A 24,713-nucleotide genomic window follows, 5' to 3' on the forward strand; every position below is an offset into this window, starting at 1 on the left:
ACCCGCCGGCCGCCGGGCCGTCACCCCGCACCATGTACGCCGCCACCATGTGCCCGTACGAGGGTGTGTGCACCGGCCCCGTGTGATGCGGGCGGCGATCTCCTTACCGTGACGGCCATGCAGACTTCCCGGACACCGGACCACGCGCCCGCCCCTTCCCCCGACGCCGTGCCCCCGGCGGCGGCCGACCGCTTCCTGGCCGGGCGCACCGCCCTGGTGACCGGCGCGGCGAGCGGCATCGGACTGGCCTGCGCGCGGACGCTCGCCGCGGCGGGCGCCCAGGTGCACATCGTGGACAAGGCGGCCGATGCGGCGAAGCGTCTGGCCGAGGAGCTCGGCGCGACCGCCTGGGTCGTCGACCTCTCGGACCCCGAGGCGGTCGACACGCTGCCCGCCGACGCGGACATCGTGGTCAACAACGCGGGGCTCCAGCACATCGCCCCGGTGCACGCGTTCCCGCCCGAGCGCTTCGCGCTGATCCAGCGGGTGATGGTCGAGGCACCGTTCCGCATCTTGCGCCGGACCCTGCCCGGCATGTACGAACGCGGCTGGGGGCGCGTCGTGAACATCTCCTCCGTCCACGGACTGCGCGCCAGTCCCTACAAAGCGGCCTATGTCACGGCCAAGCACGCACTGGAAGGACTCAGCAAGGTGGTCGCGCTCGAAGCGGCGGAACACGGGGTGACGAGCAACTGCGTCAGCCCCGGGTACGTCCGGACGCCCCTGGTCGAGAACCAGATCGCCGCTCAGGCCCGTACCCACGGCATCTCGGAGGAGGAGGTGGTGGGGCAGGTCATGCTGGAACGCAGCGCCATCAAGAGTCTCATCGAACCGGCGGACGTGGCCGACGCCGTGCTGTGGCTGTGCGGTCCGCGCGCCGGGCACATCACCGGTACCTCGCTCTCCATGGACGGCGGCTGGACCGCCAACTGACCGACCGACCCGACCCGCGCACCCCCGACGAACGATGGCCGCCCATGTCTGAACCGTCCCACTCCGCCGCACCCCACCTCCGGCACCTCCTCACGCTGCTGGCCGACGACGCCCCCGCCGAGGCGCTCGGCGCCGTCTCCTCGGCCGCGAGAGCGGCCGGCGTGCCCGCCGCGGACCTGGCGGAGGTGGAAGGGGCGGTCGCCACGGCCCTGCGGATCAGGGGCGCCCTGCGTCAGCACCGCCGCCGGGAACTCCAGCTCACCGCCCTCTTCGACACGGCCGGTGACCTGGCCGCCTCCCGCGACCTGGACGACGTGCTGAAAGCGATCGTGCGGCGGGCCAGAATGCTGCTCGGCACCGACACCGCCTATCTCACCCTCCCCGACGAGGAGGCCGGGGACACCTATATGCGGGTGACCGACGGCTCCGTGTCCGTGCTCTTCCAGCGGCTACGGCTGGAACTCGGCGAAGGGCTCGGCGGCCTCGTCGCGCAGACCGCCAGCCCGTACGCGACCCCCGACTACCGCACCGACGAACGCTTCCGCCACACCGACAACATCAACGCCGGTGTACTGGCCGAGGGGCTCGTCGCCATCCTGGGCGTCCCCCTCCTGCTCGGCTCCAGCCGGGGCGGTACGGGGAAGGTCATCGGCGTCCTCTTCGCGGCCGACCGCTCCCCGCGCGTCTTCAGCCCGGACGAGGTGGCCCTGCTCTGCTCCCTCGCCGCGCACGCCGCCATCGCCATCGACACCGCCCGCGCCCTCGCCGACACGGGCGCCGCCCTCGCCGAACTCGCGCAGGCGAACGCGGAGCTGGCCGAGGCCAACGCGGCCGTGCGCGAGCACTCCGCCGCCATGCGGCGCGCGGAGGCGGCCCACGACCGGCTCACCGACCTGGTGCTGCGCGGGGGCGACGTCACGGACGTCGCCACCTCGGTCGCCGGCCTCCTCGACAGTCCGCTGACCATCCACGACCCGGGCGGACGCACCCTGGCGGCGGTCCGGCCCGACGGGACCGCCTGCTCGGCCGACGCCGCGGACGGGGAATGGCTGGCCGAGACCGCCGAGGAGTCCCGCGCCGGAGGGCGTGCCGTGCACCGTGACGGGCGGTGGATCTGCGCCGTGCTCGCCGGGCAGGAGCTGCTGGCCAGCCTGGTGCTGCACCAGCGCCGACGCCTCGACGACTCCGACCGCCGGCTCTTCGAACGGGCGGCCGTGGTCACCGGGTTGCTCCTGCTGCTGCGCAGAACGGTGGCCGAGACGGAGAACCGGATCCGCGGTGAACTGATCAGCGACCTGCTGAGCGACGCGGAACGCGATCCGGCCGGACTGGCCGAGCGCGGCCGTCGGCTGGGCATCGACCTGGACCGGCCCCGGCTGCTGCTCGTCGCGGAGTCCGGCGCGCGGGAGAGGCTCGGCGCGGCTGCCATGCGGTATCTGTTCGGTGGGGACATCCGCGGGGTGAGCGCCGAACACGCGGGAACGGTCGTGCTGCTGGTCGACCACGACCACGGGGGCGCCGATGACGGTACGGGCGCCGGGCCCGGCTCCGGCCGGTCGCCCGGAGACGTGGCCAGGGCGGCGGCCGTCCAGCTCGGCCACCTCGTGCAGGCCTCCGTCACCGTCGCCGCGGCGGGCCCGGCGGGCGGACCCCGGGAGCTGGCCGCCGCATACGGGGAAGCGGCCCGGTGCCTTCGGGCGATGCGGGTGCTCGGGCGTACGGGCGAGGGCGCCTGTGTGGACGAACTCGGCTTCCTGGGCGTGGTGCTGGGCAACGCGCAGGACGTCGACGGCTTCGTCCTGGCCACGCTGGGGCCGCTGCTGCGGTACGACGAGCGGCGCGGTACGCATCTGGTGCGCACGCTGAGCGCGTACTTCGGGGCGGGGGGCAGCCTGATACGGGCCAAGGACGAACTGCACGTGCACGTCAACACGGTGGTGCAGCGGCTGGACCGGATCCAGGTGCTGCTGGGGCGGGACTGGAACGAGCCTGCGCGGGCGCTGGAGCTGCAACTCGCCTTGCGGCTGCATCTGCTGGGGGGCGGTCGGGAGGGATGACCGGGCGGCCGGGGTGCCGCCCGGCCTCAATCGCCGGCCGGGCTCAAAGATGTCCTCAATCGCCGGACGGGCTCGATCCGGGTGGGCCGGGTGGTCCTGCCGACATCTGGGATGTCCTCGGATGCGGACGCGCTTGATCTGGTTCGGCCGGTAGATCATCAGGGTGTCAGGGACGTCCTCAATCGCCGGACGGGCTTGGTTCCGGCTGGGGCGTGGTTGATAGGGGTGCGAGGGGTGTCCTCTCACGCCGGACGGGCTCGATGTGGCTGGGCCGCGTGGTGCCGCCGGCGTGAGGGGTGCCCTCAAACGGTGGGTGGGCTTGGCGTGGCTGAGCCTGGTCGTGAGTCGGTCAGCAGGTGGTGGGCGATTTCTCCTGCCCCTGTGTCGCCCGTCAGGATCGTGTAGTGGTTCACGTCCGGGATGCGTACCGTTCGGACCCCCGCTCCCCGGAGGCCGGCCGCCTTCAGGCGGGACTCGTCGTACAGGCCCTGGGGTTCGTTCATCAGGCCCCGCTCCGCCCACAGCAGCGTGGCAGGGGCCGGCAGGTTCCGTACCGCCGACAGCACCTCCTCGGTGAAGAGTCCGGCGCCGTCGGCGCGTACGGCGTCGATCCGGCAGGTGGAGCGCAGCAGCGGCTCCCGACCCGTCAGATCGCGCTGGATGTAGGCGTCCACCTCCGCCGACCACGCCCCGGCGAATGCCGGGTGGGCCTGCCAGAACGACCGGTAGGCGGCCCGGTCGGGGAACGTCATCGACAGCCGGTCCATCGCCGGTCCGATGACGGCGCTCAGGAGCGCGTCCGGGGAGAGGTGGGCAGGCGCGGGGAAACCGGCCCCGCCGTCGACGAGCAGCAGCGGTCCGAACCGCTCCGGATGCCGTACTGCGGCCAGCGTCGCCACGAACGCGCCCATCGAGTGGCCGGCCAGCACCACCCGGCCCTGGCCGGGGCACAGGGCCCCGGCCAGGGCCGCCACGTCGTCCGCGTGCGCGGCGATCCCGTACGGGCCGGGCAGCCCGGAACTGGCCGCCCGGCCCCGCAGGTCCGGGGCGATCAGCGTGACCCGGCCCGCCAGCGCCCGGGCCACCGGCCCCCAGGACAGGGCGTTGGCCGTGATGCCGTGCAGGGCCACGACCACGGGGGCGCCGGCCTCGTGGGCCGGCCAGCGCAGGGCCGCGAGTGCGCCTCCGGTGACGGGGACCCGCAGTTCCTCGTACGGGGTAGTGGTCATGAACTGCGCCCTTCAACCGAGGTGTTCGCTGTGGCGCGGCGGCCCGCGCCCAGCCGTGCGGGCAGCCGCGTGAGGCCGCCGGGCAGCAGATGCACCACGGCCACGAACAGCACCCCGAGCAGGAACAGCGGCTGGGACAGCGGTACCCGTAGCACCGCCGGGAGATCGGCGACCGCCCCCGACCCGGCGAGATCACCGAGACGGTGATCGGCCCAGGTGTAGAGGATGCCGCCGACCATCGGCCCCCACCGGGTCCCCGACCCGCCCAGGACCACCATCACCAGGAGCGACAGCGTGAAGTCGGAGGTCGTCGTCTGCGGGGTGGAACCCCCGGTGAGCAGCAGGTGGACCAGCCCGCCGACCGCGGCCAGCGCACCCGCGAGCACGAAGGCGGTCAGCTTGAATCCGTACGGCTTCAGGCCCAGCACCTCCACCCGGCGTTCGTTCTCCTTGATGCCCTCCCAGACGCGCCCCGTGGGCGAGCGGACGGCCCAGTGGACGACACCGAGCGTGAGGACGAGATAGGCCAGCGCGATCCAGTACAGATTCGCCGTGTTGTCGATACCGACGAGCCCGGACGGCAGCAGTCCGGCGGGTGCCGCGCGGCCCTCCTCGCCGCCGGTGAGGCCGCCGGGGTTGCGCGAGACGAGGATCGAGCCCGCCTGCGCGAAGGCCAGCGTCACCATGGAGAAGCCGATGCCGGTGACCCGCAGGCTCACCGAGCCGAGCACCAGGGCCAGGGCGGTCCCGAAGCAGAGGCCGAGCACCGCGGCGAGGGCGAACGGCAGTCCGGCCTCCAGCAGGAACATGTTGGTGGCGTAGCTGCCCGCCGCGAAGTACAGCGCGTGCCCGAAGGACAGCAGCCCGGTACGGCCGAGCAGCAGGTCGTAGCCGGTCGCCAGGGCGCCGAACAACAGGCAGGTGGCCAGGAGTTGCAGCGATCCGGGGCTGCCCACCGGTCCGTCCAGCAGCCCCGGCAGCGGCAGCGCGCTGAACGGGGCGACGGCCAGGGCGAGCAGCGCGGCGGCGGGCCACCAGCGCAGCACCCGGGCCGGTGTCGCGGCAGCCGGTCGCGGCGGTCCCGTGACGGGCGGCCCGTCGGTACGGTCATGTGTCTCGGTGGCGGTACTCACGCGAGCCTCCCGGTCAGTCCGCGCGGCCGGACGAGCAGCAGCGCGCCGAGCAGGACGACGACGGCCAGGTCGCCGAGGCCCGCTGCGGTGTAGTAGTTGGCGAACTGCTGGACCAGGCCGATGACGACGGCCGCCACGGCGGCCCCGGTCACCGAACCCATGCCGCCGGTGACCACCACCACGAAGGCGAAGATCAGCAGCGAGGTGCCCTGCCGGGGATCGACCGAGCCGAAGTACAGCCCGCCGAGGGCCCCGCCGAGCGCGGCGACACAGCCGCCGATCGCGAAGACGAGCGTGAACGCCCGGCGGACGTCGATGCCCAGAGCGGTCACCATCGCCCGGTCCTCGACCCCCGCCCGTACGACGAGTCCGTGCCGGGTCCGGCCGAGGAACAGCCGCAGCGCGACGAGGACCACGACCGCCGCCGCGATCAGGACCAGCCGGTTGACCGGGACGTGCGCGCCCAGCAGCCCGAAGGTGCCCGACAGCGCCTCGGGGCCCGGGAACGTCAGCGCGTCCGGCCCCCAGATCCCCGAGAGCAGCGCGGGGACGGCGAGCCCGACCCCGACGGTGGCGAGCACCTGCTCGCGCGGCCGGGTGTAGAGGGGGCGGACCACGGCGAGTTCTAGCAGAACGGCGGCGACGGTGCCCACCGCCGTACCGAACAGGACGGCGAGGGCGAAGCCCGCACCGCCGGGCCCCGCGCCGGGCAGATTCCCGGACGCCGCCCACCAGGTGCCGTACGCGCCGATGGAGAGCAGGGCACCGTGCGCGAAGTTGAGCACGTCCATCAGGCCGAAGATGAGCGAGAGGCCCGACGCGATCAGGAAGTAGAGCGCCCCCAGACCGAGCCCGGTCATGGTGAGCAGAACGATGGTGGACATCAGGATTCCGCCTCCGCGGTCGGGGAAGAGGCATGGGCGGCCGGGCCGTGCCCCACGCCGAGGAGCCTGCGGGCCGCCTCCGCGTCACCCAGCAGCGCTTCCGCCGGACCGTGGTGCGCGGTGCGCCCGTCGGCGAGGACGACACACCGGCCCGCCAGGCGGCGCACGACGGCGAGGTTCTGCTCCACGAGCAGCACCGGCACCGCCTCGGCGGCCCGTTCCAGTACCTGGGTGACCTCGGTGACGACCCGGGGCGCGAGGCCCTTGGTGGGTTCGTCGGCGATGACGAGCCGGTTGGTGTTGAGCAGGGTGCGCCCGATGGCCACCATCTGCTGCTGGCCGCCGGACAGTGTTCCCGCCAACTGGCGTGCGCGCTGTTTCAGTTCGGGGAAGAGCTCGTGGACGAGTGCGTACGCGGGCTCACCCGCCCCGCGCCGCTCCGCCAGCCGGAGGTTCTCCGCCACGGTGAGCCCGGCGAAGATCCCGCGGTCCTCGGGGGCGTAACCGATGCCCCGCCCGACGACGGCGTGGGTGGGCAGCGCGACGGTCTCCTCGCCGTCGAGCCGCACACTGCCGGCGCGGGGGACGAGGCCGAGGATGCCGCGTACGGTCGTGGTCTTTCCGGCGCCGTTGCGGCCCAGGAGCGCGGTCACCCCGTGCCGTGCGACGTCCAGGTCCACGCCGTGCAGGATGTGCCGCCCCCCGATCAGGACCCGCAGGTCCCGTACGGCGAGCAGGATGCCCGGGTCCGGAGTCACAGCCCCTCCCCGAGGTAGGCCCGCTGGACCTCCGGGTCGGCGGTCACGGCCCGCGGAGTGTCCAGCGCCAGGAGCTGCCCGTGATGCATGACGGCGAGCCGGTCGGCGAGGCCCAGCAGGACGTCCATGTGGTGCTCGACCATGAGGACGGTGCGGCCCTCGTCGCGGTGCAGGGTGCGGATCAGTTCGGTGAGCGCGGGCACCTCCTCGGCGCTGACGCCGGCCATCGGCTCGTCCAGCAGCATCAGCCTGGGCTCCCCGACCAGCAGCACCGCCAGTTCGAGCTTGCGCTTCTCCCCGTGGGACAGCTCGGCCGCCGTCGCCTGCGCCCGGTGCCCGAGGCCGGTGCGCTCCAGGACGCCGCACACCTCGGCGGTGTACGGGGAGGCCCGTCGCCACAGCCGGTACGAGCCGCCCTTCGCCGCCTGCGCGGCCAGCCGGACGTGATCGGCGACGCTCATCCCCGGCCAGAGGCTGGACGTCTGGAACGTGCGGCCGATCCCACGGCGCGCGCGGATGTGCGCGGGCTGCGCCGTCATGTCCGTACCGTCCAGCGCCAGGGTGCCGGCCGTGGGAGTGGTCAGCCCGCTGATCAGGTTGAACAGGGAGGTCTTGCCCGCCCCGTTGGGGCCGATGAAGGCCAGGAACTCGCCCTCGCGGACGCTCAGGGTGACGTCCTGGACGATGGTCGCCCCGCCGATGCTCCAGCCGAGCCCTTCGAGGGCGAGGACGGGGGCGGGTGCGCGCAGGTGTCGGTCGCGTTCCGTGGTGGTGCCCGGAGACGTCATCGCTCAGCCCGCCGAAGGCGCGACAGGCGGCGCCACCGCGTCCATCGGCCGGGTGCTCACCAGCTCCGGCACAGCGGCTGCGCCCTTCCCCTTCAGCCGTGCCACGAACATCGGCTGCAGCAGGGCGTGGTCCTCGGCGCGGACCTGCTCCTTGCCCTTCACCCCGTCGAAGGTCCAGCCCTCCAGGGCCTTCACCATGGCGGCGGTGTCGGTGGGGCTGCCCTCCTCCACGGCACGGACGATCATCTGGGCGGCCGTGAACCCGTCCGTGGTGAACAGGTCGGGGGTGCCGCCCGCCTTCTCGACCGCGTCCAGCATGGCCTGCTCCACCGCGTTGCCGCCGCCCGCGCCGGGGAAGTAGTGCGCCAGGAACGAGACCTTGGAGCCGGCCGCTCCGAAGACCGGGTACGAGGCCGTTCCGGCCAGTCCCGTGACCACCTTCCCGGCGTCCAGCACCCCCTGCTGGTCCAGTGCCGTCCACAGGGCCGGGGCGGTGGAGCCGGCCCAGGCGACGAAGACCAGGTCCGTTCCCGCGGCCTTCACCTGCCGGGCGAAGGGAGTCAGGTCCGTCGCTCCGGGCGGCGCCAGCACCGAGCCGACCTTCGCGCCTCCGGCGCCGAGCACCGCCTTGACCGCGGCGACGTTGGCCTGGCCGAAGGTGGAGTCCTGGGCCAGCACCGTGACCTTCTTGCCCTCGGCGTCGCCGAGCATCGTGCCCGCGGTGCGGATGTCCTGGTAGGACTGCCGGCCCGACCGGAAGGTGTACGTGTTGATCCCGGTCACCGCGTCGGTGGCGGCCGGCCCGCTGACGTACAGCACCTTGTTCTGCGCGGCGAGCGGGGCCATCTGGAGGGCGACGCCGGAGTCGGTGGTACCGGCCAGCACCTTGTAGCCCTTGCCGATCAGGTTCTTCGCGGCGGCGACCGCCTTGCCGGGGTCGCCCGCGTCGTCCTGCTCCGTCACCTCGATGCGGTGGCCGCCGGCTCTGCCGGTGCCCTTGGTGGCGTGGTCGAGCCCGGCCATGAAGCCGTCGCGGTACTGCTTGCCGTACGCGGCGAGCAGCCCGGTCCGCGAGTAGACCAGCCCCACCTTGACCGTCTCGTCCTTGCCACCGTCGGCCGGGTCGGAGCCGCCCGCCTGCCCGGCGGCCGTGCAGCCGGCCAGGAGCAGCGCGGCGGTGGCGAGGGCGGCTGCGGTCAGGGAACGGTGCTGGACGGTGCCTACGGCTCTGTGACGGCGCATGGTGACCGGCTCCTCGGCGTGGTTCGGATGATGTCGGCCGAACCGTACGAACACCGTGGCGCCGTCGATATGGTGCAGGAGCCCTCACCTGACCGGGTCCCCATGTGGGTGCCCGACATGGGCACGGGGAACGGCCTAGGCCGGACCGGATTCCTCGCTCGTCAGGTCGATCAGCCTGCACACCGTCTCGATGTCCATCTTCACCTGCGCGATCGATGCCCGTCCCGACAGCCAGGTGATCAGCGCGGAGTGCCAGGTGTGCTCGATGACCCGGACCGCCGACAACTGCTGCGGCGTCGGCTTCTCCAGGCCCATCGCGTCCAGCACGATCTTCGTCGTGAGCCGCGAGACGGTGTCCACCTCGGGGCTCACGCTGCGGTCGGCGAAGGTCAGCGCCCGCACCATGGCGTCGGCCAGATGGGGCTCCCGCTGGAGCGCCCTGAAGGCCCGCATCAGGGTCTCGGCGACCCGTTCCGCGGCGCTCTCCCCGGACGGGGGGCGCTTGCGGAGCGTGCTGTGCATGTGCTGGAGCTGGTCCTGCATCGTGGCGACCAGCAGATGGATCTTGGAGGGGAAGTAGCGGTAGAGCGTGCCCAGGGCGACCCCGGCGGCCTCCGCGACCTCCCGCATCTGGACGGCCTCGAAACCGCCCTTGCCGGCGAGCTGGGCGCTGGCATGGAGGATGCGACGGCGCCGGGCCTCCTGGCGTTCCGTCAGGGGCGGCGATGCGGGTCTGGCTTCCGCTGTCATGTGTCCCAATCCATGGCTTCTGTCCGCGACCGGCACAAGGGGGAGCGGGATTGCGGGCGGGCACAGCATGCCAGGGTGCCTGCCGTGGCGCGAATCACCTGATCCGGCGGTTACGCCGACGCTACCTGCCGGTAGATTCGATGCTCGTCGAACGATCCGGTCTGAAACTTGTTCTAGATTAGCGTGAGCGGTTACGCTCCGGCGAACACGCAGTGAGAAGGGGGCCGAGTGTGACCGCTGAGGCCATAGAGACGGGCCCCCGGGCGGGCACCGAAGCACCCGCCGGCGACCGGCCGTTGCGCATCGCACTCCTCACGTACAAGGGCAATCCGTTCTGCGGAGGCCAGGGCGTCTACGTTCGCCATCTCGGCCGCGAACTGGCCCGCCTCGGCCACAGCGTCGAAGTGATCGGCGCCCAGCCCTATCCCGTGCTCGACGAGGGTGTCCCCCTCACCGAACTGCCGAGCCTGGACCTGTACCGACAGCCCGACCCGTTCCGCACGCCGGGCCGCGGCGAGTTCCGCGACTGGATCGACCTCACCGAGGTCGCCACCATGTGGACCGGCGGCTTCCCCGAACCACTCACCTTCAGCCTGCGGGCCCGGCGCCACCTCCAGGCCCGCCGCGGTGATTTCGACGTCATCCACGACAACCAGACCCTCGGGTACGGCCTGCTCGGCGACCTCGGTGCTCCGCTCGTCACCACCATCCACCACCCCATCACCGTCGACCGGCAGCTCGACCTGGCCGCCGCCGCCGGCTGGCGCCGCCGCGCCTCCGTACGCCGCTGGTACGCCTTCACCCGTATGCAGAAGCGGGTCGCCCGCCGTCTGCCGTCCGTCCTCACCGTCTCCGGCTCCTCCCAGCAGGAGATCGTCGAGCACCTCGGTGTACGGCAGGACCGCGTCAGCGTGGTGCACATCGGGGCCGACACCGGCCTATGGTCGCCCGATCCGGCCGTCGCGGAAGTGCCCGGCCGCATCGTCACCACGTCAAGCGCCGACGTCCCGCTCAAGGGCCTCGTCCACCTCGTCGAGGCACTGGCCAAGCTCCGCACCGAGAACCCGCGGGCGCACCTCGTGGTCGTCGGCAGGCGGGCCGAGGACGGACCCGTCGCCCAGGCCATCGAACGGTACGGACTCCAGGACGCCGTCGAGTTCGTCAAGGGCATCAGCGACGCCGAACTGGTCGACCTGGTGCGCGGCGCCCAGATCGCCTGCGTCCCCTCGCTGTACGAGGGCTTCTCCCTCCCCGCGGCCGAGGCGATGGCCACCGGCACGCCGCTCGTCGCGACGACAGGCGGCGCGATCCCCGAGGTCACAGGACCGGACGGGGAGACCTGCCTGGCCGTACCGCCCGGCGACGCGGGCGCGCTGGCCGCCGCCCTCGGCCGGCTGCTCGACGACCCGCAACTGCGGGCCCGCCTCGGCGCGGCCGGCCGCGACCGGGTCCTGGCCCGCTTCACCTGGGCCAGGGCCGCCCTCGGTACGGCCGAGCTGTACCGTCAGGCGATGGTCTCCCGGGGAGCCCGCAGGTGACTGCCCCCGCGGCCCACGGAACCCGTACCTCCGACCTCGAAGGCAGGCCCTCGTGCTGACCGTCGACTTCACCCGCTTCCCGCTCGCCGCAGGCGACCGAGTGCTCGATCTGGGCTGCGGTGCCGGCCGGCACGCCTTCGAGTGCTACCGGCGCGGCGCCCAGGTGGTGGCCCTGGACCGGAACGCCGAGGAGATCCGCGAGGTCGCCACGTGGTTCGCCGCGATGAAGGAGGCGGGTGAGGCCCCCGAGGGCGCCACCGCCACCGCGATGGAGGGCGACGCCCTCAACCTGCCCTTCCCCGACGACTCCTTCGACGTCGTGATCATCTCCGAGGTGATGGAGCACATCCCCGACGACAAGGGCGTGCTCGCAGAGATGGTCCGCGTCCTGCGGCCCGGCGGCCGGATAGCGATCACCGTGCCGCGCTACGGCCCCGAGAAGGTCTGCTGGTCGCTCTCCGACGCCTACCACGAGGTGGAGGGCGGCCACATCCGGATCTACAAGGCCGACGAACTGCTCCGCAAGATCCGCGAGGCCGGACTCAAGCCGTACGGCACCCACCACGCGCACGCGCTCCACAGCCCGTACTGGTGGCTCAAGTGCGCCTTCGGGGTGGGCCGCGACGGCAAGGACGCAGCGCTGCCGGTGCGGGCGTACCACAAGCTCCTGGTCTGGGACATCATGAAGAAACCCGCCGTCACCCGGGTCGCCGAGCAGCTGCTCAACCCGGTCGTGGGCAAGAGCTTCGTGGCGTACGCGACGAAGCCGCACCTCCCCAAGGCCGAGGCGTGAGTACGCCCGAGCGCACCGAACACCTCGTACTGCCCGGGGTCCTCACCGCCGGCGAGGCCGCCGAGACCGTCGCCGCACTGCGCGCGGTCCAGCGTGAGGACGGGGCGCTGCCCTGGTTCCGCGGCCACCACCTCGACCCGTGGGACCACACCGAGGCCGCCATGGCCCTCGACGCGTCCGGCGAGCACGAGGCCGCGGAACGCGCCTACGACTGGCTGGCCCGCCACCAGAACGAGGACGGCTCCTGGTACGCCGCCTACCACGACGGCGACGCGGAGCAGCCGACCGACCGCAGCCGCGAGACCAACTTCTGCGCGTACGTCGCGGTCGGCGTCTGGCACCACTACCTCGCCACCGGCGACGACGCGTTCGTCGACCGGATGTGGCCGACGGTCTACGCCGCCGTCGAGTTCGTCCTGCGCCTCCAGCAGCCCGGCGGCCAGATCGGCTGGAAGCGGGAGCCCGACGGCACCGCCGTCACCGACGCCCTGCTCACCGGCTCCTCCTCCATCCACCAGGCCCTGCGCTGCGCACTGGCCATCGCCGAGGAACGCGAAGAGCCGCAGCCGGACTGGGAGCTGGCGACCGGGGCGCTCGCTCACGCGATCCGCGACCATCCGGAACGCTTCCTGGACAAGAACCACTACTCGATGGACTGGTACTACCCGGTCCTCGGCGGCGCGGTCACCGGCCCCGCCGCGCAGAAGCGGATCGACGCGCACTGGGACCGGTTCGTTGTCCCCGGACTCGGGGTGCGCTGTGTGCTCCCCAATCCATGGGTCACCGGTGGCGAGAGCTGCGAACTGGCCCTGGCGCTCTGGGTGATGGGCGAGTCCGACCGCGCCCTGGAGATCCTCCAGTCCGTTCAGCACCTGCGCGCCGAGGGCGGCCTGTACTGGACGGGATACGTCTTCGAGGGCAACCGGGCCTTCTGGCCCGAGGAGCTGACCACCTGGACGGCGGGCTCCCTGCTACTGGCGGTGGCCGCGCTCGGGGGGGACGAGGCGACCACCGCGGTCTTCAGCGGTGAACGGCTGCCCAGGGGACTGGAACCGGAGTGCTGCCGCTGAGGGTTCGGTGAGGTGCTTGCTGATCGCTCACTGACCGTTCAGGGACGGCTCAGGAGCGGCGGATACGGCCGGCCACGGCGTGACCGATGAAGAGGTAGACGACGGCGGCGAGACCGTACCCGGTGACGACCCGGGCCCACTCGGCGTCGAAGGTGAACAGGTCGTGCGACCAGCCGGCCAGCCACCTGGCGGCGTCCCGTACCCACTCGACGAAGTCGTTGGCCGGGTTGGCCTCGAGCAGGTACATCAGAATCCACAAGCCGATGATGAAGGCCATGACGTCGGCCACGACGGCTATGACGCGTGCGGCGGTACTGCTTCCTGTGCCGGTTCTCGGAGACATGGACTACGGATTACCGTTCCAAGCCGGTTGAAACCCGGAAGGCCCCTCCAACTGGCGGTCCCTTTCCCGGCGGGGAACCTGACCAGGAGTGCGGAAGTGCCCTGCACTCCTGCGAGAGCCCTGCCGGGAGGCCCGCCGCGCCCCGTTCCCGGCACCGTTGCGTCCACCGCGCCGCGGTGGCATTGCTGTTGTCCTGCGCAGTGCTGGTGAGCGCCACGGGGTGTGGGGACAGCGACAAGGCGAAGAACGCCGTCACGACCGGGAGCCCCAGCCCGAGCCCCTCGGCCACCGCCGAGAAGCAGAAGCTCGCCAAGACCCGGTTCGTGGCCAACGCGGGGCCGGCGGCCGGTGCGACGTACCAGCGGATCGTGAAGCCCTGTCGCGCGGGCTCGTTCAAGAAGGGCGGACGGCCGCACGTTCGCCTTGGTCAAGGCGGGGCTCGCGGGCGGATTCGCGTACAACCGGCTGAAGGCGGCATCCGAGAACGCCAAGGGCGACCCGCTGATCATCAACCGCTTCAGGAGTTGAGCTCCGCCAGCACCCGGAGCGTGTGGGGATCCGGTGCCGTGATCAGGAGGTCGGTCACCGGGCCCTCGCGCCATAGCTCCAGGCGCTCCGCGATCCGTTCGCGTGGGCCGGTCAGTGAGATCTCGTCGGCGAAGGCGTCCGGGACCGCGAGTACCGCCTCCTTCTTACGGCCCTCCTGGAACAGCCGTTGGATGCGACGGGCCTCCTCCTCGTATCCCATCCGCCCCATCAGATCCGCGTGGAAGTTCCGCGTCGCGTGTCCCATGCCGCCGATGTAGAACCCCAGCATCGCCTTCACCGGCCACAGGCCCTCGGCCACGTCCTGGCACACCTGCGCCCGTGCCATCGGCGCGACCATGAAGCCCTCGGGGAGACCGGCGGCCGTGACGCCGTACACCTCGGGGCGGGTGGGGGACCAGTACAGCGGGAGCCAGCCGTCCGCGATCCTGGTCGTCTGGGCGACGTTCTTCGGTCCCTCCGCGCCCAGCAGCACGGGGAGCCGGGCACGCAGCGGGTGGGTGATCGACCTCAGCGGTTTGCCCAGGCCCGTGCCGTCCGGACCGTCGTACGGGTGGGAGTGGAAGCGTCCCGCCAGCTCGACGGGGCCTTCCCGGGCGAGCACCTGCCGGATCACCTCCACGTACTCGCGGGTCGCGGTCAGTGGGCTGCTGGGGAACGGACGGCCGTACCACCCCTCCACCACCTGCGGCCCGGACAGTCCGAGCCCCAGCATCATCCGGCCGCCCGAGAGGTGGTCCAGGGTCAGCGCGTGCATGGCCGTCGCGGTGGGCGTACGGGCCGCCATCTGCGCGAGGGCGGTACCGAGCCGGATGCGGGAGGTGTGGGCCGCGATCCACGTCAGCGGGGTGAACGCGTCCGAGCCCCAGGCCTCCGCCGTCCACACGGAGTCGTAGCCGAGATCCTCGGCACCGCGGGCCAGGGCGAGGTGGTGGGGGTTCGGGCCGCGGCCCCAGTATCCGAGAGCGAGTCCGAGTCGCACAGCCGTCCCTCCAGCCGTATATGACGTACCGTCAGCATGCCGGTGCGGGAGGACTGTACGACAACGGCCCCCCGCCCGGAAGGGCGAGGGGCCGCGACGTAGGTGCGCGGGGTCAGCCGCGCTGGATGCCCGTGGTGTCCTGGAGGACTCCACGACGGCCGTCCTGGGTCTGGGCGATGAGGCCCGGACCGCGCTGCTCGACCGCGAGGTACCAGGTGCCCGGCGCCAGCTCGGCGATCGGGTTCGGCGAACCGTCCTCGCCGTACAGCGGACGGGCCACCGGAACGGCGAACCAGAACGGGGTGAAGTCAGCGGCAGGCGCTCCACCGTCCTGCGGTCCGTGCTGCGCCTGCGGGGCCTGCTGCCCCTGCATGGCGTGCGCCTGCGCCGGGTCGGCCTGACCGGGCTGCGGCTGCGCACCGTACGGCTGGGGCTGACCCGGCTGCGTGCCGTAGGGCTGCTGCTGGGCGCCGGGATAGCCGTAGCCCTGGCCGGGCTGCGCCTGCGCACCGTACGGCGCCTGCGCACCCTGCTGCACCGGGCGCGGGGCGCCCATCAGCGGGGCCTTGAGAGCCGGAACCATCGGGGTGGCGATCGCACCGGCCGCCAGCACGACGGCCGCGAGAAGGCCGAGGATCAAGCCGGCGCCCGCGTCGGGGGCGTCGATGATCGTCCAGAACGCCGTCCACAGCGAGAAGACGGTGAACGCGACACCGAACTGCCCGAGGTCCAGCCCCACGACCTTGCGGCCCGGCATGGAACGGCTCACGATCACCAGCGCCGCGCCGATGACTCCGGCCAGGAAGATGCTCATGAGATACGAGAGCGAGTCCCAGGCGTTCGGGCTTTCGAAACTGGAGCAGTTGACGCCCGTGGGGCAGTCGAAGCCGGAGAGGTCGAGGAAAGAGGCGATGAACAGCACCACCGCTGCTCCGATCACCACCCCGTCGCCTCGAGTGAGGGAGCGGATATTCACGTGAAGGTCCTTAGTCGGTCGTCTCGTCGGGGCGGTCGTCGCTGCCGCCTGTTCGGCGGGTACGGCGCGAAGCTCGGGGGCGGCTCCCCATCGTACGGATGAATCTATCGTCTGCCCGGCCGGGTTGTGCCCCGCCCCGGACCTTGGGCTGTTATCCGCCCAATTCCCGCGCAGGCCTTACGGGGTCTACCCGTTGAGGTAGCCGCTGATGCCGTCGGCGATACCGCGGGCCGCCTTCTGACGCCACTTCGCGCTCGTGAGCAGCGCCGCGTCCTTCGGATCACGCATGTTGCCGCATTCGACGAAGACCTTCGGCACGGTCGACAGATTCAGTCCGCCGAGATCCTTGCGGGTGTCGAGACCGGTGTGGTCGCCGACGTAATTGGAAGGCGCGCTTCCGGTGGCGCGGTGGAACTGTCCGGCGATACGGGTGCCGAGTTCGCGCGAGGGTCCGACGATTTTCGTGGTGTCCGCCGCACCTTCGTTCACCGGTCCGGGGACGATCACATGGAACCCGCGGTTGCCGGCCGCGGAACCGTCCGCGTGGACGGAGACGACCGCGTCGGCCCCGGCCTCGTTGCCGATCCGGGCCCGCTCGTCGATGCACGGGCCGAAGGGGCGGTCCTCGTGGTGCGTGAGCACGACCTTCGCGCCCTGCGACTCCAGCAGGGTGCGCAGCCGGTGCGACACGTCGAGGGTGAACCGCGCCTCCGCGTAACCGGCGTCGGTCGCGGTGCCCGTGGTGTCACACTCCTTCATGCCCGTACCGATGTCCACCTTGCTGTTGATCTCGCGGGTGTGGTCACGGTTGCGGGGGTTGTGCCCGGGGTCGATCACCACGGTCCTGCCCGTGAGCGGACCCTTCGGCAGGGGCTTGGCGGCGGCGGAGGAGGCCTCGGAGGGCGGCACGGCACTGCTGCCGGGGCGCGGCCGCGTCTGCTTCGCGTCGGCGCTGCCGCCTGCGGCTCCGCACCCGGCGACGGTCAGGGACAGGATGGCCAGGGCGGCGGCGGTGAGCACGGGCCGGCCGTGGCGGGTGGGGGGAGTTCTGTCGTCGTACGGCACGCGGCGACCCTATCCGGGCGGCTCAGATTCCCGGCCCCGTGCGCCGCAGCACGCGCAGCGAGTCCGTCACCGAGATCTCGCTGAACGCGCCGGAGGCCAGCGCCCGCTGATGGACGCGGTGCGGGGCCTGGCCGCCGTCCGCGGGGTCGGGGAACACGTCGTGGATCACCAGGAGCCCGCCGTCGGCGACATGCGGCGCCCAGCCCTCGTAGTCACCGTTCGCGTGCTCGTCGGTGTGACCGCCGTCGATGAAGACGAAGCCGAGCTTCCCGCCCCAGACGGCCGCGACCTGCGGCGACCTGCCGACGAGCGCCACCACGTGCTCCTCGAGACCGGCCCTGCGCAGGGTGCGCCGGAAGGTGGGGAGCGTGTCCATCAGGCCGACCTCGGGGTCGACGACGGTCGGGTCGTGGTACTCCCAGCCCGGCTGCTGCTCCTCGCTGCCCCGGTGGTGGTCCACCGTGAGTGCCGTGACCCCCGCCGAGCGGGCGGCGTCCGCGAGCAGGATCGTGGAGCGGCCGCAGTAGGTGCCCACCTCCAGGAGCGGGAGCCCGAGCGTGGCGGCGTCGGCCGCCGCCGCGTACAGGGCGAGCCCTTCGCGTACCGGCATGAAGCCTTTGGCGGCCTCGAACGCGGCAAGGATCTCCGGCTTGGGCTCGGCGGCCACGGCGTTCCTCCAGGTGGGTGGGTCGATCGACGGCGCCCCATCGTGCCGTACGCCCCCGCCCGGCGAGACGGCGGGGGCCGGTGCGCTGACCCGGTGCGCTGACCCCGCCGCGCTGACCCCGGGGGGTCAGGCCCGGGCGGGGGCCCAGGCCGCGGGGGCGGAGGCCGGTTCCGGCGAGGCCGTGGCGAGCAGCGCGTCGTCCGCGCTGCTCGCCAGCAGCACCGGCCCCGCCGGCCGCTGCGAGGGCAGGCAGGCGGCCAGCACCAGGCCGACCAGCACCGCCCCCGTCGCGATGACGAACGAGATCCGGAAACCCTCCATGCTGGGTACCTGGACCGGTCCCATGGCCACCGAGGTGTTCGCCAGCACCATGCCGATCACCGCACTCGACACCGAGGTGCCGATCGAGCGCATCAATGTGTTGAGCCCGTTGGCGGCGCCCGTCTGGGACGGATCGACGGCGCCGATGATCAGCGCGGGCAGCGAGGAGTACGCGAGCCCTATCCCGGCTCCGAGCACCACCGCGATCACCACGGTCTGCCACGCGGCGCTCATCAGGCCCAGCCCGGCCCCGTAGCCGATCGCGATGACCAGCATCCCGAGCATCAGGGTCGCCTTCGGTCCGCGTCGGGCCGAGACGCGGGCGTACACCGGGGCGACGAACATCATCGTCAGGCCCAGCGGCGCGACGCACAGCCCCGCCGTCACCATGGACTGCCCCAGCCCGTAGCCGGTCGAGGTGGGCAGTTGGAGCAGCTGCGGCAGCACCAGCGAGACGGCGTAGAAGGCGACGCCCAGCATGATCGAGGCGAGGTTGGTGAGCAGCACCTCGCGCCGGACGGTGGTGCGCAGATCGACCAGGGGGGCGGCGGTGCGCAGTTCGAACAGGCCCCACAGGAAGAGGATCAGCAGGGACGCGCCGATCAGTCCGAGCGTGGTGGATGAGGTCCAGCCCCAGTCGCTGCCCTTCGTGACGGGGATCAGCAGACAGACCAGACCGAGCGAGAGTCCGAGCGCGCCGATGACGTCGAAGCGTCCGGGGGCGCGCAGCGGAGGCTCGGGGACGATCAGCATGGTGAGCACCATGGCGACCACGCCGAGCCCGGCCGATCCGAGGAAGAGGGCGTGCCAGTCGGTGTGCTGGGCGACCACCGCGGCGGCGGGCAGGGCGAGTCCGCCACCCACCCCGATCGACGAACTCATCAGGCCCATCGCCGAGCCGAGGCGCTCGCGCGGCAGCTCGTCGCGCATGATCCCGATGCCGAGCGGTATGGCACCCATGGCGAAGCCCTGGAGGGCGCGGCCGACGATCATCACGGCGAGGTCATCGGTGAACGCGCAGACCAGTGAGCCGAATACCATGACGGCGAGGCTGGCCAGCAGCATCCGCCGCTTGCCGTAGAGGTCGCCGAGCCGCCCCATGACGGGCGTGGACACCGCCCCTGCCAGCAGGGTCGCCGTCATCACCCACGTGGCGTTCGACGGGGTGGTGTCCAGGAGTGCGGGCAGGTCCTTGATGACGGGGACGAGCAGGGTCTGCATCACCGCGACGGTGATACCCGCGAAGGCGAGGACGGGGACGATCCCGCGGCCCGTCCTGTGCTTCCCCGGATCGGGGAGGTCCCCGGCGAGCTGTTCGTTCGTCGTCCGTTGCATACGTGCGGCCTCCGGGCAGCGCTCCGACCACCCGGGCTCCCCCCAAGTGTGTGCATGCTGAACACTTCCGTACGCCCGAGGTATTCCGGTGAACGGGACGCGAACCCGGAGCGGATCGAAACGAGCGGTCTTCTGACCTTCCTTCGGAATGGAACGTGTTCTACTCTTGCGCCGTTCCAGTGGCTGCGACCGGCGAGGAACCGCATGGGCATCGGCATCACCGAAGAGCACCACGCCTTGGCGCAGGCGGTACGGGGCGGGCTGGCCCGCGCCGTACCGCCTCAGGAGACACGCGCGCTCCTGGACGCGGAACACCCCTGCGCGCCGGGCACCCCGGCCGCGCCGGGCACCCACGCACCGGACGCCCGCCCCGCCCACTGGGACGCACTGGCCGGGCAGGGGCTGCCGGGCATCCACCTGCCCGAGGAGTACGGGGGCGGGGGCGGCGCGCTCCTCGACCTCGCCGTGGTCCTGGAAGAGGCCGCGTACGCCTCGCTCCCCGGCCCGTACCTGGCGTCCGTCCTGACCTCGGCGGTCCTGCACAGGGCGGAGGCAGGGGGCCCCGGGGCCCCCGCGGGTCTCGTCAGGGACCTCGCGACCGGCGACCGCGTCGGAGCGGCTGCGCTCGGCGCCGCCGGCCTCACCGCGGTGGAGACCGAGGGCGGCCATCTTCTCGACGGCGTGGCCCCGCCCGTACTCGGCGGCGCCGAAGCCGATCTGCTCCTGCTCGCCGCGACCTCGGCCACCGGCACCCTGTGGTTCGCCGTCGACGCCCGTACGGAAGGGCTGACCGTACGCCCGCACCGCAGCGTCGACCCGACCCGCCCCACCGCCGAGGTGTACGCCAGGGGAGTCCGCGTACCCGCCCACCGGGTCGTCGCCACCGACACCGCGACCGTCCGCGATCTCGCCGCCGTCCTGCTGGCCGCCGACGCCTGTGGCACCGCCGCCCGTTCCCTGCACACGGCCACGGAACACGCCAAGGTCCGCGAGCAGTTCGGCCGCCCCATCGGACGGTTCCAGGCCGTCAAGCACCTGTGCGCCGACATGCTCGTCCGGGTCGAACAGGCCCGCGCCCTCACCTGGGACGCGGCCCGTGCCGCCGACGAGACGCCCGACGTGCGGGGACTGACCGCCGCCCTCGCCGCCGCCACCGCACTCGACGCCGCGTACAGCTCCGCCAAGGACTGCATCCAGATCCTCGGCGGCATCGGCTTCACCTGGGAACACGACGCCCACCTCCAACTGCGCCGGGCCGTGGTGGCCCGGCAACTGCTCGGCTCCGGTGACGCCCACCGCCTTCGCGCCGTCCGGCTCGCCGGGAGCGGCGCCCGCCGCGAACTCATGCTGGAGCTCCCCGCCGAGGCGGCCGCCCACCGCGCCGAGGCACGGCCGGCCGTCGCCGCCGCCCGCGGCCTCGACCCCCGGGCCGCCCGCCGCGCCCTCGCCCCGTCCGGCTACGCGGCCCCGTACCTCCCCGCCCCGTACGGACTCGGCGCGGGACCGGTTCAGCAGCTCGCCGTCCAGCAGGAGTTGACGGCGCAGGGCGTCAAGGTGAGTGACCTGGGGATCGCCACGTGGGTGGTGCCCTCCCTCCTCGCGTACGGGTCCGAGGACCAGCGGAAGCGCTTCCTCATGCCCACCCTGCGGGGCGAACTCCTCTGGTGCCAGCTCTTCTCCGAGCCGGACGCCGGTTCCGACCTCGCCTCGCTGCGTACCAGGGCGGTACGGACCGACGAGGGCTGGCGCGTCACCGGTCAGAAGGTGTGGACCAGCGCCGCCATGTCCGCCGACTACGGCATCCTGCTCGCCCGGACGGACCCAAAGGCGCCCAAGCACCGGGGGCTGACCTACTTCCTGGTGGACATGAAGAGCGCCCGCGGCATCGGCATCCGGCCGCTGAAGGAGATCACCGGGGACTCCCTCTTCAACGAGGTGTACTTCGACGACGTGCTGCTGCCCGCAGACGCGGTCGTCGGCGAGGTCGGCGACGGCTGGCGGGTCGCCCGCAACACGCTGGGCAACGAACGCGTGCACATGGCCGACCAGATGACGTTCGACACCGGCCTCGAAGCGCTGATCGCCCGCGCCGCCGGACTCGACGGAGCGGCCCGCAGCCGGGTCGGCGCACTCGCCGCCGAGGCCCACGCCCTGGCGTGCATCGGACTGCGGACCACGCTCCAGCAGGTCTCGGGCCTGGAACCGGGAGCCGGAGCCTCCGTACGCAAGCTCGTGCAGACCACCCACCAGCAGAAGGTCGCCGAACTCACCCTGGAACTCCTGGGGTCCGAGGGCGCCACCACCGAGGGGGCGGCGGAACGGGCCGTGCACGGCTTCCTGATGTCGCGCTGCCTGACCATCGCGGGCGGCACCACACAGGTCCAGCTCAATGTCGTCGCCGAGCGCATCCTCGGCCTCCCGCGTGACTGAAAGGACCGGTCCATGACCACGAAGGCGTACATCGTCGGCGTCGGGATGACGAAGTTCGAGAAGCCCGAGACCCGCGACTGGCAGTACTGGGACATGGCCGAGGAAGCCGGCACCAAGGCGCTCGGCGACGCGGGCATCCGGTACGAACAGGTCGAGCAGGTCCCCGTCGGCTACTGCTTCCAGCCCTCCACCGCGGGACAGCGCGCGGTCTACGCACTCGGCCTGACCGGAGTGCCCGTCTACAACGTCAACAACAACTGCGCCACCGGCGCGACCGCGCTCATGATGGCCCGCCAGTTCGTCGAGGGCGGCCACGCCGACTGCGTACTCGCCCTCGGCTTCGAGAAGATGGCGCGCGGCTCGCTCGGCGGCGGGGGCGCGGACGGCGGCGCGGCTGACTTCGCGACCTCTCCGGTCGCCCGGCACTACGGGATCATGGCCGCCGCCCACGGCTTCGAGATGTCCCCGCCCACCGCCCAGATCTTCGGCAACGCGGCACGCGAGCACATGGAGCGGTACGGGACGACGGAGGCGCAACTCGCGGCGGTCGGCGCCAAGAACCACCGGCACTCGGTGAACAACCCCCACGCCCAGTTCCAGGATTCGTACACCGTCGACGAGGTCCTCGCCGCCCGGACCGTCCACCGGCCCCTGACCAGACTCCAGTGCTCACCCACGTCGGACGGTGCCGCCGCCGCCGTCGTCGTATCGGAACGCTTCGTCGAGCGGCACGGGCTGTGGCACAAGGCCGTCGAGATCGTCGCCCAGGCCATGACCACCGACACCGGCGACTCCTTCGCGTCGGGCACCTGCATCGACGCGGTCGGCGCACCCATGTCCCGGGCCGCCGCCCAACAGGTCTACGCGGCCTCGGGACTCTGCGCCGCGGACCTCGACGTCATCGAGCTGCACGACTGCTTCTCCATCAACGAACTCCTCACCTACGAGGCACTCGGCCTGTGCGCGGAGGGCGAGTCCGGCAAGCTCGTCGAGTCGGGGGCCACCACGTACGGCGGCCGATGGGTCGTCAACCCCTCCGGCGGCCTGATCTCCAAGGGGCATCCCCTGGGCGCCACCGGCATCGCCCAGGCCGCCGAACTGACCTGGCAGCTCCGCGACGAGGCCGGCGCCCGCCAGGTCCCGGGCGCACGCACCGGGCTCGCCCACAACATCGGCCTCGGCGGCGCGGCGGTCGTGACAGTCCTACGCCGCTAGGTCCTGTCTGGAGTTCCAGCGCCGGAGGCGGCGGTGCCGGACGCCGCGACGCCGCGGGGGAACTCCAGACAGGACCTGGGGCCTTTCGTTCGGATCAGGCCGGATCAGGGAGCGCGTGCCGGCCCCCGCGAGCCCGGCGTGATCCAAACGAAAGACCCCAGGCCTACGCCCACTCCGGCCCTCCAACCGATGTACTGACCACTGGTCGCCTGGGACCATGACAGCCATGGCCGATGTCACGACACCCGCGCGCATAACCGACGACCGCAGAACCGCCGGTACCTGGGCGGTGGTGCTCGCAGCCTGCACCGGCCAGTTCCTCGTCGTCCTCGACATGTCCGTAGTCAACGTCGCCCTGCCGTCCATGCGCACCGACCTGGCGCTGAGCGCCCCCGCGCTCCAATGGGTCATCAGCGCCTACGCGATCGCGTTCGCCGGATTCCTGCTCCTCGGCGGACGGGCGGCCGACATGTACGGCCGCAAGCGGATGTTCCTCATAGGACTCGGCGTGTTCACCGCCGCCTCGCTGGCCGGCGGACTGGCCCAGGAGGGCTGGCAGTTGCCGGCCGCCCGAGCCGCCCAGGGCCTCGGCGCCGCCGTGCTGTCCCCGGCCACCCTCACCATCCTCACCGCCGCTGTCCCCGACGGCCCCGCCAGGACCAGGGCCATCGGCACGTGGATGGCGGTCGGCGCCGGCGGTGGCGCGGCCGGCGGGCTGATCGGCGGGGCGCTCACCGAAGCCCTCTCGTGGCGCTGGGTCCTGCTGATCAACGTGCCCATCGGTGCCCTCGTCCTCATCGGCGCCGCGCTCCGGCTCGCCGAGGGCCAGGCGGGCGTCCGGCGGCGCGTCGACCTGCCCGGCGCCCTCCTCGTCACGGCCGGGCTCGCCACGGTCGCGTACGGCATCGCGGAGACCGAGGCGGAAGGCTGGACCGCCGCCGCCACCCTCGTACCCCTGCTGTCCGGGCTCGCGTTGCTCGCTGCCTTCGTCCTGGTCGAGTCCCGGACGGCGGCCCCGCTGATGCCTCTGCGGGTGCTCGGCGTACGGGCGGTGTCGTCGGCGAACGTGGCCATGTTCATGATGGGCTCCGCGACGCTCTGCATGTGGTATTTCGTCACGATATACGCGCAGAACGTGCTCGGGTACAGCCCGCTCCAGGCCGGACTCGCCCTGATGCCCACGTCCGCCGCCGTCGTCATCGGCTCCACACTCGCCCCCCGCCTCATGGTGCGCATGGGAGCGAAGAGCCTGGCCGTGATCGGGTTGCTGATCACGGCCTCGGGCTTCGGCTGGCAGTCGACGATGACCGTAGACGGCTCGTACCTCACCGCGATCTGCCTCCCCGGCCTCCTGATGATGGGTGGAGCCGGCCTCGCCTCCACCCCACTGGCCACCCTCGCCACGTCCGGCGCCGCACCCGGGGACGCCGGACTCGTCTCGGGCCTGGTCAACACCTCGCGCACGATGGGCGGCGCACTGGGGCTGGCCGTCCTGTCCACCGTCGCGGCGGCCCGCACCGCCGGCTCGGGCACGTCCGCCGAGATCACGGCCGGTTACGCACTGTCGTTCCGGGTCGCCTGCGGAGTGCTGCTGGCCGGGGCGGCGCTCATGCTGCTGTGGCTGCCGAACCACCGGACGCCGTCCCCGAAACTCTGAC

At 72.3% G+C, this 24,713-nt stretch carries 21 protein-coding genes and 1 pseudogene; 9 read left to right on the forward strand and 13 right to left on the reverse strand.

The features are described 5' to 3' along the window. The first annotated feature begins 117 nt into the window (after positions 1-117). The gene (locus F0344_RS26650; RefSeq protein ID WP_185301180.1) at positions 118-933 is read left to right on the forward strand and encodes a 3-hydroxybutyrate dehydrogenase; all 816 of its coding nucleotides are present in this window, start codon (positions 118-120) and stop codon (positions 931-933) included. Between the two features lie 44 nt (positions 934-977). After that, positions 978-2,990 carry a helix-turn-helix domain-containing protein gene (locus F0344_RS26655; protein WP_185301181.1) on the forward strand — a complete coding sequence of 671 codons (2,013 nt, stop codon included), beginning with the start codon at positions 978-980 and terminating at the stop codon, positions 2,988-2,990. Between the two features lie 302 nt (positions 2,991-3,292). On the opposite strand, the gene F0344_RS26660 is transcribed toward F0344_RS26655, so the two are convergent. The 7 genes from F0344_RS26660 to F0344_RS26690 all read right to left on the reverse strand — a co-directional run bounded on the left by F0344_RS26660 (position 3,293) and on the right by F0344_RS26690 (position 9,774). After that, on the reverse strand, positions 3,293-4,219 hold the full coding sequence (locus F0344_RS26660; RefSeq protein WP_185301182.1) for an alpha/beta hydrolase: 927 nt from the start codon (positions 4,217-4,219) through the stop codon (positions 3,293-3,295). Further along, entirely contained in the window at positions 4,216-5,352 is a 1,137-nt protein-coding gene (locus tag F0344_RS26665; RefSeq protein WP_185301183.1) for a branched-chain amino acid ABC transporter permease, read from the reverse strand. The genes F0344_RS26660 and F0344_RS26665 overlap by 4 nt, the downstream gene beginning before the upstream one ends. Then, on the reverse strand, positions 5,349-6,236 hold the full coding sequence (locus F0344_RS26670; protein WP_185301184.1) for a branched-chain amino acid ABC transporter permease: 888 nt from the start codon (positions 6,234-6,236) through the stop codon (positions 5,349-5,351). Before F0344_RS26670 ends, F0344_RS26665 begins: the two co-directional genes overlap by 4 nt. Next, positions 6,236-6,994, reverse strand: coding sequence for an ABC transporter ATP-binding protein (locus F0344_RS26675; protein WP_258050130.1), 759 nt, complete (start codon positions 6,992-6,994; stop codon positions 6,236-6,238). The genes F0344_RS26670 and F0344_RS26675 overlap by 1 nt, the downstream gene beginning before the upstream one ends. Next, positions 6,991-7,782: an ABC transporter ATP-binding protein gene (locus F0344_RS26680; protein WP_185301185.1), complete on the reverse strand. Its 792-nt coding sequence runs from the start codon at positions 7,780-7,782 to the stop codon at positions 6,991-6,993. The genes F0344_RS26675 and F0344_RS26680 overlap by 4 nt, the downstream gene beginning before the upstream one ends. A 3-nt stretch (positions 7,783-7,785) precedes the next feature. Then, on the reverse strand, positions 7,786-9,024 hold the full coding sequence (locus tag F0344_RS26685; protein WP_185301186.1) for a substrate-binding domain-containing protein: 1,239 nt from the start codon (positions 9,022-9,024) through the stop codon (positions 7,786-7,788). A gap of 135 nt (positions 9,025-9,159) precedes the next feature. Next, a complete protein-coding gene (locus F0344_RS26690; RefSeq protein ID WP_185301187.1) occupies positions 9,160-9,774 on the reverse strand; it encodes a TetR family transcriptional regulator in 615 nt (204 codons plus the stop codon). A 230-nt stretch (positions 9,775-10,004) separates the two neighbouring features. On the opposite strand from F0344_RS26690, the gene F0344_RS26695 reads away from it, so the two are divergent. Genes F0344_RS26695 through F0344_RS26705 form a run of 3 tightly spaced genes read left to right on the forward strand, consistent with a single transcriptional unit; the run spans position 10,005 to position 13,175 of the window. Continuing rightward, on the forward strand, positions 10,005-11,312 hold the full coding sequence (locus F0344_RS26695; protein ID WP_185301188.1) for a glycosyltransferase family 4 protein: 1,308 nt from the start codon (positions 10,005-10,007) through the stop codon (positions 11,310-11,312). A 52-nt stretch (positions 11,313-11,364) separates the two neighbouring features. Continuing rightward, entirely contained in the window at positions 11,365-12,105 is a 741-nt protein-coding gene (locus F0344_RS26700) for a class I SAM-dependent methyltransferase (RefSeq protein WP_185301189.1), read from the forward strand. Further along, entirely contained in the window at positions 12,102-13,175 is a 1,074-nt protein-coding gene (locus F0344_RS26705; RefSeq protein WP_185301190.1) for a prenyltransferase/squalene oxidase repeat-containing protein, read from the forward strand. Before F0344_RS26700 ends, F0344_RS26705 begins: the two co-directional genes overlap by 4 nt. Before the next feature lie 49 nt (positions 13,176-13,224). Here the strand turns inward: F0344_RS26705 and F0344_RS26710 are convergent, their stop codons facing one another. Further along, complete coding sequence (locus F0344_RS26710; RefSeq protein WP_185301191.1) at positions 13,225-13,518, reverse strand: hypothetical protein; 294 nt, start codon at positions 13,516-13,518, stop codon at positions 13,225-13,227. Between the two features lie 176 nt (positions 13,519-13,694). On the opposite strand from F0344_RS26710, the pseudogene F0344_RS26715 reads away from it, so the two are divergent. After that, positions 13,695-14,025: pseudogene (locus F0344_RS26715) on the forward strand (hypothetical protein); the annotation flags it as partial. Positions 14,026-14,035: 10 nt separating this feature from the next. On the opposite strand, the gene F0344_RS26720 reads toward F0344_RS26715, so the two are convergent. The 5 genes from F0344_RS26720 to F0344_RS26740 all read right to left on the reverse strand — a co-directional run bounded on the left by F0344_RS26720 (position 14,036) and on the right by F0344_RS26740 (position 19,410). Next, on the reverse strand, positions 14,036-15,046 hold the full coding sequence (locus F0344_RS26720) for an LLM class F420-dependent oxidoreductase (protein WP_185301192.1): 1,011 nt from the start codon (positions 15,044-15,046) through the stop codon (positions 14,036-14,038). 112 nt (positions 15,047-15,158) lie between these two features. Beyond that, positions 15,159-16,022 carry a hypothetical protein gene (locus tag F0344_RS26725; protein ID WP_185301193.1) on the reverse strand — a complete coding sequence of 288 codons (864 nt, stop codon included), beginning with the start codon at positions 16,020-16,022 and terminating at the stop codon, positions 15,159-15,161. A 186-nt stretch (positions 16,023-16,208) separates the two neighbouring features. Beyond that, entirely contained in the window at positions 16,209-17,087 is an 879-nt protein-coding gene (locus F0344_RS26730; RefSeq protein WP_185301194.1) for an N-acetylmuramoyl-L-alanine amidase, read from the reverse strand. A 22-nt stretch (positions 17,088-17,109) separates the two neighbouring features. Further along, positions 17,110-17,697, reverse strand: coding sequence for a class I SAM-dependent methyltransferase (locus F0344_RS26735; RefSeq protein ID WP_374940168.1), 588 nt, complete (start codon positions 17,695-17,697; stop codon positions 17,110-17,112). Between the two features lie 183 nt (positions 17,698-17,880). Further along, positions 17,881-19,410 (reverse strand): MFS transporter, encoded by a 1,530-nt coding sequence (locus F0344_RS26740; RefSeq protein ID WP_185301196.1) that lies wholly within the window; start codon positions 19,408-19,410, stop codon positions 17,881-17,883. A gap of 204 nt (positions 19,411-19,614) precedes the next feature. On the opposite strand from F0344_RS26740, the gene F0344_RS26745 reads away from it, so the two are divergent. From F0344_RS26745 to F0344_RS26755, 3 genes are all read left to right on the forward strand, one after another. Then, positions 19,615-21,840 carry an acyl-CoA dehydrogenase gene (locus F0344_RS26745; protein WP_185301197.1) on the forward strand — a complete coding sequence of 742 codons (2,226 nt, stop codon included), beginning with the start codon at positions 19,615-19,617 and terminating at the stop codon, positions 21,838-21,840. Positions 21,841-21,852: 12 nt separating this feature from the next. Further along, a complete protein-coding gene (locus F0344_RS26750; protein WP_185301198.1) occupies positions 21,853-23,055 on the forward strand; it encodes a lipid-transfer protein in 1,203 nt (400 codons plus the stop codon). Between the two features lie 217 nt (positions 23,056-23,272). Continuing rightward, a complete protein-coding gene (locus F0344_RS26755; protein WP_185301199.1) occupies positions 23,273-24,712 on the forward strand; it encodes an MFS transporter in 1,440 nt (479 codons plus the stop codon). The last annotated feature ends 1 nt before the right edge of the window (position 24,713 follow it).

The organism is Streptomyces finlayi (assembly GCF_014216315.1).
Lineage (GTDB): Bacteria > Actinomycetota > Actinomycetes > Streptomycetales > Streptomycetaceae > Streptomyces > Streptomyces finlayi_A.